This is a genomic window from Leucothrix mucor DSM 2157 (assembly GCF_000419525.1).
Classification (GTDB): Bacteria; Pseudomonadota; Gammaproteobacteria; order Thiotrichales; family Thiotrichaceae; genus Leucothrix; species Leucothrix mucor.
The window spans coordinates 1,771,700-1,787,253 of record NZ_ATTE01000001.1 but is presented as its reverse complement, the minus strand read 5'-3'; the positions used below and the strand labels follow the sequence as shown (position 1 = coordinate 1,787,253).

Annotated in this window: 13 protein-coding genes; 8 read left to right on the top strand and 5 right to left on the bottom strand. The window is 46.2% G+C overall.

The window, feature by feature from the left end:
* Nucleotides 1-80: 80 nt before the first annotated feature.
* Nucleotides 81-1,844, bottom strand: coding sequence for a sulfoacetaldehyde acetyltransferase (xsc, locus tag LEUMU_RS0107990; RefSeq protein ID WP_022951761.1), 1,764 nt, complete (start codon nucleotides 1,842-1,844; stop codon nucleotides 81-83).
* A 272-nt stretch (nucleotides 1,845-2,116) separates the two neighbouring features.
* Here xsc and LEUMU_RS0107985 point away from each other — a divergent pair, with 272 nt between their 5' ends.
* From LEUMU_RS0107985 to malG, 8 genes are all read left to right on the top strand, one after another.
* Complete coding sequence (locus LEUMU_RS0107985; protein ID WP_022951760.1) at nucleotides 2,117-2,989, top strand: DMT family transporter; 873 nt, start codon at nucleotides 2,117-2,119, stop codon at nucleotides 2,987-2,989.
* Between the two features lie 97 nt (nucleotides 2,990-3,086).
* A complete protein-coding gene (locus LEUMU_RS0107980) occupies nucleotides 3,087-4,139 on the top strand; it encodes a LacI family DNA-binding transcriptional regulator (protein WP_022951759.1) in 1,053 nt (350 codons plus the stop codon).
* An 83-nt stretch (nucleotides 4,140-4,222) separates the two neighbouring features.
* Complete coding sequence (locus tag LEUMU_RS25145; protein WP_022951758.1) at nucleotides 4,223-5,875, top strand: alpha-amylase family glycosyl hydrolase; 1,653 nt, start codon at nucleotides 4,223-4,225, stop codon at nucleotides 5,873-5,875.
* 130 nt (nucleotides 5,876-6,005) lie between these two features.
* Nucleotides 6,006-7,196, top strand: a complete 1,191-nt coding sequence (locus tag LEUMU_RS0107970; protein ID WP_022951757.1) for a maltoporin — start codon at nucleotides 6,006-6,008, stop codon at nucleotides 7,194-7,196.
* A gap of 5 nt (nucleotides 7,197-7,201) precedes the next feature.
* Nucleotides 7,202-8,311, top strand: coding sequence for an ABC transporter ATP-binding protein (locus LEUMU_RS0107965; protein WP_022951756.1), 1,110 nt, complete (start codon nucleotides 7,202-7,204; stop codon nucleotides 8,309-8,311).
* Between the two features lie 47 nt (nucleotides 8,312-8,358).
* A complete protein-coding gene (malE, locus tag LEUMU_RS0107960) occupies nucleotides 8,359-9,567 on the top strand; it encodes a maltose/maltodextrin ABC transporter substrate-binding protein MalE (RefSeq protein ID WP_022951755.1) in 1,209 nt (402 codons plus the stop codon).
* 66 nt (nucleotides 9,568-9,633) lie between these two features.
* On the top strand, nucleotides 9,634-11,190 hold the full coding sequence (malF, locus tag LEUMU_RS0107955) for a maltose ABC transporter permease MalF (protein ID WP_051155991.1): 1,557 nt from the start codon (nucleotides 9,634-9,636) through the stop codon (nucleotides 11,188-11,190).
* 9 nt (nucleotides 11,191-11,199) lie between these two features.
* Nucleotides 11,200-12,090, top strand: a complete 891-nt coding sequence (malG, locus tag LEUMU_RS0107950) for a maltose ABC transporter permease MalG (RefSeq protein ID WP_022951753.1) — start codon at nucleotides 11,200-11,202, stop codon at nucleotides 12,088-12,090.
* Between the two features lie 67 nt (nucleotides 12,091-12,157).
* Here the strand turns inward: malG and LEUMU_RS0107945 are convergent, their stop codons facing one another.
* From LEUMU_RS0107945 to LEUMU_RS0107930, 4 genes are read right to left on the bottom strand one after another with little or no spacing between them, the layout of a single operon-like run.
* Entirely contained in the window at nucleotides 12,158-12,988 is an 831-nt protein-coding gene (locus tag LEUMU_RS0107945; protein ID WP_022951752.1) for a bifunctional allantoicase/(S)-ureidoglycine aminohydrolase, read from the bottom strand.
* Between the two features lie 50 nt (nucleotides 12,989-13,038).
* The gene (locus LEUMU_RS0107940) at nucleotides 13,039-13,533 is read right to left on the bottom strand and encodes a universal stress protein (RefSeq protein ID WP_022951751.1); all 495 of its coding nucleotides are present in this window, start codon (nucleotides 13,531-13,533) and stop codon (nucleotides 13,039-13,041) included.
* A 34-nt stretch (nucleotides 13,534-13,567) separates the two neighbouring features.
* Nucleotides 13,568-14,908: a TRAP transporter large permease gene (locus tag LEUMU_RS0107935; protein WP_022951750.1), complete on the bottom strand. Its 1,341-nt coding sequence runs from the start codon at nucleotides 14,906-14,908 to the stop codon at nucleotides 13,568-13,570.
* 10 nt (nucleotides 14,909-14,918) lie between these two features.
* Nucleotides 14,919-15,479: a TRAP transporter small permease gene (locus LEUMU_RS0107930; protein WP_211223020.1), complete on the bottom strand. Its 561-nt coding sequence runs from the start codon at nucleotides 15,477-15,479 to the stop codon at nucleotides 14,919-14,921.
* Between the last annotated feature and the right edge of the window lie 75 nt (nucleotides 15,480-15,554).

The window sequence follows — 15,554 nt, the reverse complement described above, 5'->3', positions numbered from 1 at the left end:
AGTTAAACACGCCAGTAAGGTACTGGCGTGTCCGGAGGAACTGGGAGCCGCTGGAGAGTCCGACGGTCCCGAGGGGAGTTTTAAACGTAATCTTTGTACTTTTCTAAGTGACGCACAGGCTTTGACAAGGCATCTTTGCGGAACGGGTCGCCCAGTTCGCGAGTACACATAATCTCAAGGATTGTGGTCTTGCCTTCTTCCATCTGCTTGCGAACCGCTTCTTTCAGTGCCGGACCAACATCTTCCAGCTTATCAACGGTAATGCCTTCAGCGCCCATTGCACGACCGATGCCTGCGAAGCTTTGGTTTTCCAGCTCACCGGCAACAAAGCGGCGACCGTAGAAATCAACCTGGTTCTTCTTCTCAGCACCCCATTGGCGGTTATGGAATACCACCGCAGTGACTGGGATGTTCTCACGAACACAAGTCATGGTTTCCATCATGCTCATGCCCCATGCGCCGTCGCCAGCGTAAGAAATGGCAGGACGGTGAGGCGCCGCGACTTTAGCACCCATAATCGTAGGCAATGCATAACCACAGTTACCGAAGCTCATTGGCGCGAAGAAGCTGCGTGGCTTCTCAAAGCGCAAGTAGCTGTTAGCCACGGAGTTGATGTTACCGATGTCAGTAGAGACCATTACATCAGCAGGCATCGCTTTTTCAAGCTCACGCAGTACTTGGCGTGGGTGTAAGTAGCTGCCTTCTTCTGATGCTTGCTCTTCAATCATATCCAGACTGAAGTCATCATTCTCATGAATCCATGCATCCAGCTCAGCTTCCCAAGACGCTTTAGTCTCGGTCATGTTAGCTAGGCGCTCAGCTTTAGTCGCATCACAGGCCAGCTCTTTATCCGCTATTAGGCGAGAGATGGCGGTTGCCGCTGCCCCTGCGTCACCACAGATACCCACAGAAATCTTCTTAACCAAACCTAACATGCGCGAGTTGCAATCGATCTGAATGATCTTCGCTTCTTTAGGCCAGTAGTCCATGCCGTGCTGTGGCAGTGTACCGAAGGGACCTAAACGTGTTCCTAGAGCGATAACCACGTCAGCATCCGCCATCAAACGCATCGCTGCTTTTGAACCCTGATAACCTAATGGGCCACACCACTGTGGGTGGCTTGCTGGGAAAGAGTCATTGTGCAGGTAGCTGTTAACTACTGGTGCGCCTAAACGCTCAGCCAGTGCAATACACTCATCCACTGCGCCACTCATTACCACACCGCCACCAGAGATGATGACTGGGTTTTTAGCTTGTGCGATCAAATCAGCCGCTTCTTGCAGGCTCTTCTCGCCACCAGCGCCACGCTCAATCTTGATTGGCTGTGGAATATCGCATTCGATATCGCCGTAGAAGAAGTCACGTGGAATGTTTAGTTGGGTCGGGCCATTTTCATGCATGGCGATATCAAAGCAGCGACCGGTGAACTCAGCCATACGGCGAGGAACCGTCACGTGCCCTTGATATTTAGTAATGGTTTCGAAGAATGGGAGCTGCTCAGCTTCCTGGAATCCGCCAAGGCCCGTGGTGCCAGCGCCGGTTTCAGGAGTAATACAAACGACCGGGCTGTGAGCCCAATAGGCTGCCGCAATCGCTGTAACGAAGTTTGTAATACCTGGACCATTTTGTGCGATACAAACACCGTGGCGGCCGGATACACGTGCAAAACCATCAGCCATGTGGCCAGCGCCCTGCTCGTGTACAACAGGAATCAAACGGATTCCGGCAGGTGTGAAAATATCCATCGCGTCCATGAACGCTGATCCCATGATGCCGAAAACTTCGGTTACACCATTTGCCACCATTGTTTCTACAAAGGCTTCACTCGGGGTCATTTTTGTCATTGGTTGATTTCCTGTTCTTTAAGAATCGAATAACACAACATGTTCTAAGTGGGGTCGATGGTAAGAAAAGTTGGCCCCATGTGTGTAGAGCCACCCTATAGTTTCTTTGGTGCCAAGTATGCACTTGTTTGTGCCATTTATGAGATCTACCGTCCCAGATATGCGTATTTATAATCGCAATAAAGGCCAATATACTGTGATGGCTGTGCAGTTTTGTTCATTAATTTCAGGCAGATACTGCGTTATTCTAATTATTAAAGGTTGATTTCATTATGTGGATAGTATTTGCCCTACTCGCGGCGGTTTTTTTCGGTTTGCGAGGAATAATGTATCAATGGACGTCACAGCGAAAAATTAATCGTAACTTATTATTATTTGGCGTTTTTTTTGTTGGCTTTGTAATAAGCCTCTCAAGCGTCATCTTGCTGGACCAACAATGGTATGGATGGGCCGATGTTGCGGTAGGTTTAGGCTTGGGCTTTGGTTCTTTTTCCGCGAATGCTTTTTTGCATAAAGGCTTTTCCGTTGGCAAGGCATCACTAATTGGTATTTTGTCGGGCTTGACGCCGCTGTTTGTGCTGATTTTTGCCTTTCTATTATGGCAAGAAACCTTAACCATGCTGCAGCTAGTCGCCTTTTTTATTATTTTTGGTGGCTTGTATACCATCCGCTACTCCAACGATATTTCATTCAGCAATCTACAGGGCGCTCAGTGGGGTTTACTCGCCGCATTGTTCTTTGCCTTTAATGACTTACTCGGTAAGCAATCAACGCTACTGGAAGCCGATACCTTTGCGACCTTAACCTCGATGTTTGGCTTTGGTAGCTTTCTGTTCGCGATGAGTTGGCTGGTGAAGCGTAAAAAAAGTTTAGCAGCTCAAGATGACTCTCAGGCGAATTGGTCGGAGATAAAAACCTTTTCCTGTGGCTTACTGATCGGGCTGACCAATGTGGCTGGTATGGTTGCCATAATCTCGGCCTTTGCACTGGGTAATACTGGGTTGGTTTCTGCGATTACCGGGATGAATATTTTAATTATCCTGCTGTACTCTCGTATTGTTCTAAAAGAGTCTTTTAGTCGTCAGGAGCTTTTAGGGTTAACCACTGCGTTTCTGGGCGTGATTGTGCTGAGGTTGAGTTACTAGTTAATCAATCCACGACAGTTGATTCATTAGCAGCGTAGCTCATCAATCAACAACATGATAAATTAGAAAGCCCTATCACGCTTTTGGACGTTAAACCTTGACCAAAAAACTCACCTTAAAAGATATAGCTAAAGCCCTTAACGTCTCTACCACAACAGTTTCTAATGCATTTAACCGACCAGATCAGTTATCAGCTAAGTTGCGTGACCATATCGTCTCTTCGGCGAATGAACTAGGTTATTACGGCCCAAGTGCTGCAGGCAGAGTGCTTCGAACAGGTCGGAGTAATAGTATAGGCATCATTAATCATGCTGAGTTTAGCTATGCATTAAAAGATCCGTTGGCGGTGAGTTTTTTACAGGGTGTTGCAAGTGTTTGTGACCGTGAAAACATGAGCATGATGCTACTTCCCGGTATAGGCCGCTCAGATAGAAAATTCCCGGCATTCGATGCAATGGTGGACACCTTTATTATACAAAGCTGCTTTATCACTGATGATCTAGTAAAACGTGTATTAGGTCAGGGTTCACGGGCAATCATGGTTGATGGACAGGTCGATGGTCTTGCCTGCGTCACTATCAGTGATAAAACATCCGCTAACAATGCTGCCCAACACCTGTTGGACCAAGGCCATCGGAAATTTGCGATTTTATCTTTTCAGCTAAATGCTAAAGAACGTGACAAACTCTTCTCTCTAGAAACACTCAACCAATCCAGACACCACGTCGCAATACAGCGACTTGAAGGTTATCTAAGCGCTTTTAAAGCGGCTGAAATTCCACAGAAGCAGATTACTATCAAAGAATGCCCCGAGAACAGTGGAGACGCAGGCTACCAAGTAGGCCTTGAAATTCTCACTAAGAAAAATCGGCCTACCGCAATACTTTGCATGAGTGATCGTCTGGCTATTGGTCTCATGAAAGCGGCGCATAAGCTTGGCATTAAAATCCCGGATGACCTTTCAATTATCGGCTTTGATGATATCGAAGCAGCTGCCTCCTGCACACCGCCACTGACTACTATTGAACAACTAGGATATGAGAAAGGTCAGCTTGCTGCAGAATTAGCAATAAGTGACGAACCGCCGGAAAGCATCGAGCTGCCAGCCAAACTTGTCATTCGTCAATCTACTAAATCTCCTAGAAGTTAATTCTTTTGAAAATTACTTGATCGATAAAGTTATTGCTGTTAAATTTTATCTTAATCGATAAAGTAACACTTACAGGAGGGGAAATGACTTTACAAAGTACAACTACGGAAAGTAGCTGGTGGCGTGGTGCTGTTATTTATCAGATCTACCCAAGAAGCTTTGCAGATAGTAACCATGATGGCATTGGAGATATCAATGGCATCATCGACAAGCTTGATTACATATCAGAGCTTGGTGTTGACGGGATATGGTTATCACCATTCTTTACCTCTCCTATGAAAGACTTTGGTTACGACATCTCAAATTATCGCGATGTTGATCCAATGTTTGGTTCTTTGTCAGACTTCGATAGCCTGATCAAAAAAGCACACTCTCTGAACCTCAAAGTTATGATTGACCAGGTGATTAGTCACACTTCTGACCAGCACCCTTGGTTTGGCGAGTCACGTAAAGATAATAGTAATGACAAAGCAGACTGGTACGTCTGGGCAGAGCCACAATCAGACGGTACGCCACCTAATAACTGGCTGTCAGTATTTGGCGGATCAGCATGGTCATGGGAGCCAGCACGTAAACAGTTCTATTTACACAACTTCCTGGATAGTCAGCCCGATCTAAACTTTCACAATCCTGTCGTGGTAAATCAAGTGCTTGATGATATGCGCTTTTGGCTGGAGCGTGGCGTTGATGGCTTCCGCCTGGATACCGCAAACTTCTACTTCCACGATGACGAGTTACGTAACAATCCACCGCGCCCTAAAGATGTTGCAGCAGGTGGTGATATGTCAAATGATGTGAATCTCTACAGCATGCAGTCGCATGTCTATGACAAATCACGACCGGAAAATATTGAGTTTTTAAAGAAACTACGCTCGCTAATGAATGAGTACCCAAACCGCACTACGGTCGGCGAAATCGGTGATGATAACTCACTTAAGTTAATGGCTGAGTACACTTCTGGCGGCGACAAGCTCCATATGGCCTACACCTTTGATTTGCTCGCTCATGACTCTGGTGCGGAGTACATTGAATCCGTTGTTGACTCCGTTGAGTCCATGATTGGTGATGGTTGGCCGTGTTGGGCAATGAGCAATCATGACGTTATGCGGGTCGCTACGCGCTGGGCCGAAGGCGATCATCAGCAAGACCTTGTACGGCTACTGCACGCCATACTATTCAGCCTAAGAGGCAGCGTTTGCCTTTATCAAGGTGAGGAGCTTGGTCTACCGGAAGCGGACGTCCCCTTTGAAAAATTACAAGACCCTTATGGCATCACTTTTTGGCCGGAGTTCAAAGGGCGCGATGGCTGCAGAACCCCTATGCCATGGAACTCAACGGATAATCACGCAGGCTTTTCACAGGAAATACCCTGGCTCCCTGTTCCATCAGAGCACATGGACTTAACCGTTGCACATCAGCAACAAGACTTAGGCTCAACGCTGAACCACTGCAAAGCATTACTGGCTTGGCGACAGCAAAATCGGACATTAGTACAAGGTGACATCAAAAGGCTCGAGGCCCCGGAAGGTGTATTAGCATTTCATCGGTTTATGGACGAACACAGAGTTACCTTGGTCTTTAATTTAAGTAATCAGACAAAGCTTATTGGGGAAGAATTACTCCAGCAATGGGGAGTAAAAGATCACTCATCAAGTTTGGCAGTTCTCGCTTTTGATGGCGCTTGGTTGGAAAGCGATGGAGACAATAATTGGGCTAACTTTTCTCAGTTAACTTAAACGATACAGTATTTTTTATGATTATTAACTTAAACGATACAGTTGATAATCGATAGTATAGGCATGCAACATCTGTTCATGTCTTCAATGTAAAACCCCAGTATTCATATTGGGTGAGGAGGAGAAATAAATGACTTTATTATTACGCCGTATCGGCATACTGCTAGCGGTTAGCACTGCAGTTAGCACCGTACACGCCGCAGACGATAATCTTGAGTTCCATGGATACTTACGCTCAGGCATTGGCTCAAATAGCGAAGGTGGTGATCAAGCTTGTTTTAAGCTTGATGGCGCTGCTGCTAAATACCGCCTGGGTAACGAGTGCGAAACTTATGGTGAGCTTTCTTTCGGTAAAAAAGTCTGGAAAAACGATGATGGAGCCTATTTTAATGTCAGCACACGCCTCGCTTTTTCTGTAGACCAAGCGCAAGACTGGGAGGAAGCAGACCCAGCCTTTCGTGAAGCCTATGTCGAAGCTGGCAACCTTTTTGGTGGTGTTCTTGAGGGTGCAAATTTCTGGGTTGGTAAACGTTTCTACAACCGTCAGGATGCTCATATCAATGACTTCTACTTCTGGGATAATTCTGGCCCGGGGGCTGGAGTTGAAAATATAGATGTCGGCGTGGGTAAGCTCTCTTATGCCATGCGTCGAAACACTTCAGACGATGACCGTGCAGTGACCAGTCATGATTTCAAACTCAGTGGTATCAAAACTAACAAAAACGGCTCTTTGGACGTAGGCGTTAACCTATTACGATCCGATGAAAGTCAGGATGATTTCGAAGGAACAAATGGCAAGCAGTTCCACTTGATGCACACACAAAGCAATGTACTAGGAGGATTTAACAAGCTAGCAGTTCAATATGGGGATGGCTCAGGAGTGGGCTTAAATCCATATCCTAATGATAGTGCAGACAGCGACGACAAAGTGCTGCGTGTCACCGAGCAAATGGTTTGGCAGAAAGGTGAAAAGTTCTCAGGTATGGCAGAAGCGGTTTACCAAAAAGTAGAAGATGGCGATACCTGGATGTCTGTCGGCTTGCGTCCAACTTTACATATTAACAAGCACTTCGGGGTGGGCTTGGAGTTAGGTCATGATCGCGTTAAAGATAAAGATGGTGAAGTGCGCTCTTTGAACAAGATCACCCTGGCACCATACCTTTCGCCTACTGCAAACTTTTGGTCCAGACCTCAACTTCGAGCTTTTGTCACCTATGCTGATTGGGATGATGCGGCACAAGCTAAAGGGGTTGCCAACGGTGTCTTCGGGACCGATACCCATGGCATGAGTTATGGTTTTCAATTGGAATCTTGGTGGTAAAAATAATGGCCCAAGTCACTTTACGAAACGTTTGTAAATCATTCGGCGACATAGAAACCATTCACAATGTTGATCTTGACATTGAAAAAGGTGATCTCTGTGTTTTTGTCGGACCTTCAGGCTGTGGTAAATCAACAATTCTGCGTTTGATAGCAGGTCTTGAGGAAATTACCAGTGGCGATCTAAGCATGGGAGGTCGGCGAGTCAATGACTTACCACCCGCTGAGCGAAGCATCTCGATGGTCTTTCAATCGTACGCACTCTACCCTCACATGAACGTCTTTCGCAACATGGCGTTTGGTCTGAAGATTGCAAAAAAGCAAACTGCTGAAATCAATGAAAAGGTGAACTGGGCTTCAAATATTCTGGGGTTGAATTCTTACTTAGATGCCAAACCAAAGTCACTCTCTGGTGGTCAACGCCAGAGAGTGGCAATTGGCCGGGCGATTGTACGCAATCCGGATTTATTTTTGTTTGATGAACCACTTTCTAACCTCGACGCAGCGCTACGCGTACAGACTCGGATGGAAATAGCCCAGCTTCACCGCAAGCTAGGTTCAACCATGGTCTATGTTACACATGATCAGGTGGAGGCAATGACGTTGGCAACACGCATGGTAGTGTTGCGTGCTGGTCGTATAGAGCAAGTAGGCAAACCGATGGATTTATTCCGACGCCCTTGCAACAAGTTTGTCGCAGGATTCATAGGCTCTCCTAAGATGAACTTCTTAGCTGTAACATTAATGAGTGCCAGCGGAACGGAGGCGGTGGTACGCGATCAGGATGGAACCATTCACCATGTTTCGGTCGATGCATCCCAGCTTTCATTGGGGATAAAAATTACTTTAGGTGTGCGCCCTGAACGTTTGGATTTGGTTGAAGCAGCTGACGACAACACCATTAAAGGAACCGTTCTGATGGTTGAACGTCTCGGTGACCAAACACTCATTCATATAGAAACCAGCTCATCAATTGATCACTGCATTGCACGCTTACCTGCAGAGTGCAAAGTTGAGCTTGGCGATACCGTATACCTCAAGGCTAAAAGCCACCATTACCACTTATTTGATAGTGACGAACAGGCTTGTCATCGCTTGCTGGCAGACGAAACCTAAGCTGATACAAACCGTTCAACTCATAATAATCATTGGAGGAAATCAATATGATTAAACTTAAGAAAATAGCAACAGCCATCGCACTTTGTTCAGTCGTGTCAGCTTCAAGCACGTCTTATGCTTTCGATGAAGGAAAACTCCTTATCTGGGTAAACGGAGATAAAGGTTACAATGGTATTCAGGCAGTGGGAGACGCATTTACCAAAGAAACCGGCATCGAAGTAAAAGTGGAGCATCCTGAAGATGTCACCGCAAAATTTCAGCAAGCTGCCAGTGCAGGTAAAGGCCCGGATATATTTATCTTTGCACATGATCGAATCGGTGAATGGAACGGAAGTGGCTTGCTAGCGAGCATCAATCCTAGCAAAGAAATTAAAGCGTCCATCAACCAAAAAGGCTGGGATGCCTTCACTATTGGTGACAAGGTATTCGGCTACCCAATCTCTTTTGAAGCGGTAGGTTTGATTTACAACAAAGACTTAGTAGAGACACCACCAAAGACCTTTGCTGAAGTACGTGAGCTTGATAAACAGCTCATGAAAGATGGCAAAAAAGCGATCCTTTGGGACTATAACAACACCTACTTCACATGGGGAATGCTAGCGGCGGAAGGTGGCTATGTTTTTAAGAAATCTCACAGTGGTTATGATACCAGTGATATAGGTGTGAATAGTGAAGGCGCTATTAGTGGAGCGACAGAGTTATCTCAGTTAATTAAAGATGGTGTCATGCCTAAAAGCGCTAACTACGCGGATATGGAAGCCGGTGTAAATCAGGGAAAAGTTGCCATGATGATCAATGGTCCATGGGCTTGGTCTAATCTGAAGAAGAGCGGTATTAACTTCGGTGTTGCGCCTATACCGGCCGTCAAAGAGCAGCTTGGTAAACCATTCATTGGTGTTCTTGGAGCGATGCTGAATCGTGCAAGTCCTAACAAAGAGCTCGCTGTTGAATTCTTAGAAAACTCCCTACTCACAGTCGATGGACTAACCACTGTTGATAATGACGTTGCCTTGGGTACGCCAGCCAATAAAGCATTCTTTGAAAAGCTCTCCAGCAATGAAAATATCGTCGCAACCATGAGGAATGTAGAGCTCGGTGAACCAATGCCCAATATTCCTGAAATGGGTAAGTTCTGGTCCTCAATGGAATCCGCTCTGCAAAACCTGACACAGGGCCGCCAAAGCGCCAAAGAGGCGATGGATCAAGCCGCCAAACGTATTGGTACTTCCGCTGAAAAAACTGCGAAGAAGTAACTACTTAACCCCTACTTTGTGGCAGGTGCTTCTTGCCTGCCACGCTTTTTAGGAGCAATACTCTAAATGAGCAGCGTCCATCCCTTCCCTACACAACACCACGTGCCGTTCAGCAAACACCTTTTAAAGTGGTCTGCTCTACTCATTAGCAGTTTAATATTGCTATACATCGTATCGATCATATACCTGACAGGCTATACCGTACTGGCGTTTATAACGCTGGTAGTATGCTGCCTGACGCTATTTATCTATATCCATAAACCAATGACTGCCTATCGGTATTTATGGCCAGGATTAATAGGCATAGCTGTGTTTGTTATTTACCCGCTGATACATACCATCAATATGGGACTGACGAACTTCAGCTCTAGCAATCTTTTAGAGTATGAGCGCGCAAAACAGTATTTTTTAGACGAAACTTATACCTCCGGCGATAAGCAACTCGCGTTTACACTGCACAAGCACCGTGATGGCTACCAACTGAAGCTAAGTAATGAAGATAAAGTCTATACCTCGACTCCTATTGATTTAGGCGAGGCTCAGCACATTACATTGAGTGAAGCAGATGAAAATTCGTCGCATACTCTGGGTGATGCTATCCCGATGGGACAAGTCATCAAACTGCGTGAATCGATTAAAAAGCTCAATTTAGCCCTGCCCAATGGTCAGCAACTTGGCATGCAAGGTTTACGTCGTTTCGCCCTAAGCAGTCCGCTGTACAAAGTCTCTGAAGGCGAGACACTGATAAACATGCAAACCAACACCATCATTACACCTAATTTTGATACTGGTTTTTTTGAAGATGAGAACAAACAACAATTAACACCCGGTTTTAAAGTCTCAATCGGCTTAGGTAACTATTTTCGGATATTTGGCAGTGCTGACTTTCAAAAGCCCTTCTTAAAGATCTTTCTGTGGACCGTCGTGTTTTCCGCGTTGACCGTATTATTCACACTGGTAATTGGGGTATTACTTGCTGTGCTGCTTAACTGGGAAGCCCTTCGGTTTCGTACACTCTACCGCACACTATTATTCCTGCCTTATGCTGTGCCCGGATTCATCTCAATTCTGGTTTTCAAAGGACTCTTCAATGAGAACTTTGGGGAAATAAACCTCATTTTAAACAGCTTGTTTGATATTAGTCCGGGCTGGTTTAGTGACCCGGCACTGGCCAAAGTTATGTTGATCCTGGTGAATACTTGGTTGGGGTACCCTTACATCATGATTCTTTGTACGGGATTATTGAAGTCGATCTCAAGTGAAATCTATGAAGCAACGGCTATCGAAGGATGCAGTCCACTCAGGAATTTCTGGAGCATCACACTACCACTGATTATAAAACCGCTATCACCACTGCTGGTCGCATCATTCGCGTTTAACTTTAACAACTTTGTACTGATTTCACTGTTAACTGGGGGCCGTCCAGACTTTCTGGACTCACAAGTACCTGCAGGAACAACTGATTTATTAGTGACTTACACTTACCGCATCGCCTTTGAAGACTCCGGTCAAAACTTTGGCCTGGCGGCTGCAATCTCAACCATTATCTTCGTCATGGTCGCGATCATGTCTGTTATTAATCTCAGAATGGCTCGCGTGAATGAGTCTGACAACAAAGCATAGGAGCATGTCATGGCAATTGTCACCGGTAAAAGAAACCTACTCAGTCACCTCGCCGCACATACTGGAATTCTCGTATTTCTGGCATTGGTATTGTTTCCATTCTTTATGATTATTTCTATCTCCCTGAGGCCCGGAAACTTTGCAGTCGGTAGCTTAATCCCCCCGGAAATCAGTTTTGAGCATTGGAAACTCGCGCTGGGTATTTCGTATGAAGATGCTCGGGGAAACTTAATCAATCCACCCTTTCCGGTACTTACCTGGCTCTGGAACTCAGTCAAGATCGCAACGATTACCGCATTCTTGATATTAGCTTTATCAACAACGTCAGCCTATGCCTTCGCGCGTATGAAGTTTCGCTTTAAAGGTACTGTGCTAAACAGCATTTTATTGCTTCAAATGTTCCCTGCAGCGCTGACACTGATCGCTATATTTTCGATTTTTGATACCTTGGGAGACTATATTCCCTGGTTAGGTGTAGACACTCATGGTGGTTTAATCCTGTCATATCTTGGGGGAATAGCCTTGCATGTCTGGACTATCAAAGGCTATTTCGAAAGCATTCCGGTAGATATTGAGGAGGCGGCTAGCGTTGATGGTGCAAATACGTTCCAGACCTTCATTTATGTGCTATTGCCGATGGCTGTACCCATTCTGATGGTTGTATTTGTACTAGCGTTTATTGGGACACTCATTGAATATCCCGTTGCTTCAATATTACTTCACCAAGAGAACAACCTAACGTTAGCCGTTGGTTCCAAGTTTTTCCTCTATGAGCAAAATTATCTCTGGGGTGACTTTGCGGCTGCTGCAGTACTAAGTGGACTTCCGATTACAGCAGTATTTTTGTTTGCTCAGAAATGGATTGTCTCGGGTCTGACTGTTGGAGGCAGTAAGGGCTAGGTAAATGTGTCAGATCCTTATCTCGTGGGCCCGGTTTAAGCTTCGGGCCCACAGTCAGTCTTAATGATTATTTAGGACGAATAAACGGCATGTGGCGATTCACATCTTTATACAGCAAGTAACGAAATGGCCCTGGGCCACCGGCGTAACAAGATTGTGGGCAGAACGCACGCAGCCACATAAAGTCACCGGCTTCCACTTCCACCCAATCCTGATTTAAGTGATACACCGCCTTCCCTTCCAGAACATACAAACCATGTTCCATTACGTGGGTTTCATCAAAAGGAATCACTCCGCCCGGCTGGAACGTCACAATGGTCACGTGCATATCGTGGCGCATGTCATTCACATCCACAAAGCGCGTAGTAGACCACACATCAAGGTCAGGCATGCTGGTAGGTGAAATGTCATTCTCATTGGCCACAAACGCCTCAGGCACGTCTAAGCCTTCAACAAACTGATACGCTTTACGTACCCAATGGAACTTGACCAGCTTGTCGCCGTGATTGCGAATCGTCCAGTTGCAGCCGGGTGGTAGGAAGGCATAGCCACCTTCAACCAAGTGATGTTGTTCGCCTTCAATGGTGATGTCCATCTCACCTTCGACCACAAACAATACCCCTTCAGCGGCCTTATCCAACTCCGGCTTTTCAGAACCACCACCGGGTAGTACTTCGACAATGTACTGAGAAAACGTTTCTGCAAAACCGCTCAAGGGGCGAGCAATCACCCACATGCGCATATTGTCCCAAAACGGGAGTGTGCTGGTGACAATGTCGGTAAACACACGTCGTGGAATAATGGCATAGGCCTCGGTCATCACCGCACGATCGGTGAGTAACTGAGTCTGCGGTGGCAAGCCACCACGTGGTGCATAGTAAGTATTCTTACTGCTCATAATCTATCGTCCTACATATTGGCAATTTAAGGGACTAAAGCAATCAATGTTTAGTGTCCGTACAATGGTACCAGCATCACCGGAATGCTGGATAGATGAACCACTTGTTTTGACACACTACCGATGATTGCTCGGGAGCGCCCTTTCTGGTGCATTCCCATTATGATCATATCGCAGTTTAGCCCTTTGGCACGTTTTAAGATTGTCTCTGCAGGATGTGCCTGAGCAATCACCTCAATTGAGGCTACAGTCTCTCTAGGATCAGGTGCGCCCTCCGGCACGTTGGCCATCAGCTTATCCATCCGTTGCTTCAATAAATCATTGGCGCGTTGGGTCCTTTGCTTCTCAAAATCCTGACGGTTGGTAAAGTCATCGAGATACGTTTCAATGGTCATCAATGCGTCATTAGACAAAGGCTCAGCCACATGCAATATGTGCAGCTTAGCCCCCGTTTGCTGAGCGAGGGATAAGGCATGGCAAGCGGCAAATGAGGTCTCATCTGCCAAGCCGGTGCAATACAGTATATTTTCGTATTTTTGTAGCATTCTAGATACTCCTTATAAGGGATTAGTCATCAGGCTAATACCCCAATAATCCAGGTAAAAACAGCGAGATACTGGGCACATACGCAATAATAAAGATGGCTACCACTGCCGCAAAGGCAAATGGCAAAGCCTTCATGGAAATATCTTCGATACTGGCATTACTGATACCCGAAGCCACAAACAGATTTTCACCCAATGGCGGTGTCTGGAAGCCAATCGCTAGGGTTGCCACCATCACCACACCGAAGTGCACCGGATCAACACCCAAGTTGTACATAATCGGCAGTAACACCGGCGTCAGAATCATAATCGTCGCCAGCGTTTCCATAAACATGCCCACAAACAACAGAAAGGCAATGATCAAAGCCCAGATCAAGTACATATTGCTGGTGAAGTCTAATAAGGCCTCCGCCACAATGCCCGGAATCTGATTCTCAACCAGCAAGCGACCAAACACGGTTGCAGTAAACAGAATTAACAGCACGCGTCCGGTAATCCACGTGGTGGTTTCCAGCGCTCTGAAAATGTGTTTTATCTTCAGCTCGCGATGGATAAACAGACCCACAAATAGCGTGTAGAAAATCGCAACCACCGCAGACTCGGTGGGCGTAAAGAAGCCAGTATAGATACCACCCAAAATTAACAGCGGTGCCATCAGTGACCAAAAGCCTGTTTTAATCGCCTTGCGCTTAGTGCCCGGCACTTTAGGGGTGTCATCACCGGTATAGCCCATTTTGCGGCAGCGAATATAGTTAAGAATCAGGATAGTCGTCGCAATCAAAAACGCTGGTAAGAAGCCTGCAATAAACAGTTTTGGAATTGACAAAGACTGGAACTCACCAAACTTCTCAACCGCCTCTGGTGGTGGTCTCATCCCCATACCGGCTACTCCAAAGATAACCATGGGAATAGATGGTGGAATAATAATCCCCAAGCCGCCAGATGAAGCCGTGACCGCAGAAGCATAGCCATTACTGTAACCACGCTGGACCATTGCCGGAATCATCAACATACCGACCGCCGCCGTAGTAGCCGGACCAGAGCCTGAAATCGCACCAAAGAACACGCAGGCAAATACCGTGGCAGCCCCCAAGCCACCGGTAAATGAGCCGGTAAACGACTCAGCAATTCCTACGAGACGTTTGGAGATACCCGCCGCTTCCATCAGTGCACCGGCCAAAATAAAGGCAGGCAATGCCATTAGCGGAAAAGCACCCACCGAGGTAAAGGCAATCTGAACAAACTTAATCGGGTTTTCATCAAGATATAAAAAGGCCGCCATCGCCGCCACACCGAGAGACACGGTAATGGGCGCACCAATGATCAGCAGGATAATAAAAGAGCCAAATAAAACTGAAACTATTGTCGCTTCCATGGTTGATTCCTTAGTGCTTAGCCGTGGCTGGTTTCGTTTCAGAGTCGCTGTCGCCAACCATTAGTTTGGCGGAGCGTTCCATCTCATCGGCATCCGGGTCTTTAAACTCAACGCCGGCAAAAAACTTGAGGTAGTTCACCTGAATAATGCGTATCGACATCAGTGTGAAAGCGATCGGGAGAATCAGGTAGATGTACTTCATTTGAATGCCCAGCGTCTGCGACTTCCAGAAAGCATTCATTTTGTTAAACACAAAGTCAGAGCTTAGGTACACGAAATACAGGTTGAAGCAGAGCCAGATAAAATCCGCGATCAGCAGCGAAATCGTTTCGACCAGTTTCGGAAATAGTTTGAATTGAAACGTTACCCGGTTATGGGCCGCTTTGCGCGTGGCATGGCTGGCACCAAAGTAGGCAAACCAAACAAACATGTAGGTCGCTAATTCATCACCCCAAGGTATGGTGTGTTGAAAAAATTCGCGGGATAGGATCTGAGCAAATAATAAGGTGATAAAAAAGCTCAGCAGGAATCGACACACATAACTTTCAAAGTTGTCGAAGAAATTTTTCATGACACTTCCAACACTCATGTCATTGGCCCTCGTTGTCAAATTGCAGATACAAAAAAGGCACTTTAGCGGCGACGC

Coding starts and splice junctions, on each gene's coding strand:
- xsc (WP_022951761.1), bottom strand. CDS start 1,844: ATGACAAAAATGACCCCGAGTGAAGCCTTTGTAGAAACAATGGTGGCA.
- LEUMU_RS0107985 (WP_022951760.1), top strand. CDS start 2,117: ATGTGGATAGTATTTGCCCTACTCGCGGCGGTTTTTTTCGGTTTGCGA.
- LEUMU_RS25145 (WP_022951758.1), top strand. CDS start 4,223: ATGACTTTACAAAGTACAACTACGGAAAGTAGCTGGTGGCGTGGTGCT.
- LEUMU_RS0107970 (WP_022951757.1), top strand. CDS start 6,006: ATGACTTTATTATTACGCCGTATCGGCATACTGCTAGCGGTTAGCACT.
- LEUMU_RS0107965 (WP_022951756.1), top strand. CDS start 7,202: ATGGCCCAAGTCACTTTACGAAACGTTTGTAAATCATTCGGCGACATA.
- malE (WP_022951755.1), top strand. CDS start 8,359: ATGATTAAACTTAAGAAAATAGCAACAGCCATCGCACTTTGTTCAGTC.
- malF (WP_051155991.1), top strand. CDS start 9,634: ATGAGCAGCGTCCATCCCTTCCCTACACAACACCACGTGCCGTTCAGC.
- malG (WP_022951753.1), top strand. CDS start 11,200: ATGGCAATTGTCACCGGTAAAAGAAACCTACTCAGTCACCTCGCCGCA.
- LEUMU_RS0107945 (WP_022951752.1), bottom strand. CDS start 12,988: ATGAGCAGTAAGAATACTTACTATGCACCACGTGGTGGCTTGCCACCG.
- LEUMU_RS0107940 (WP_022951751.1), bottom strand. CDS start 13,533: ATGCTACAAAAATACGAAAATATACTGTATTGCACCGGCTTGGCAGAT.
- LEUMU_RS0107935 (WP_022951750.1), bottom strand. CDS start 14,908: ATGGAAGCGACAATAGTTTCAGTTTTATTTGGCTCTTTTATTATCCTG.
- LEUMU_RS0107930 (WP_211223020.1), bottom strand. CDS start 15,479: ATGAAAAATTTCTTCGACAACTTTGAAAGTTATGTGTGTCGATTCCTG.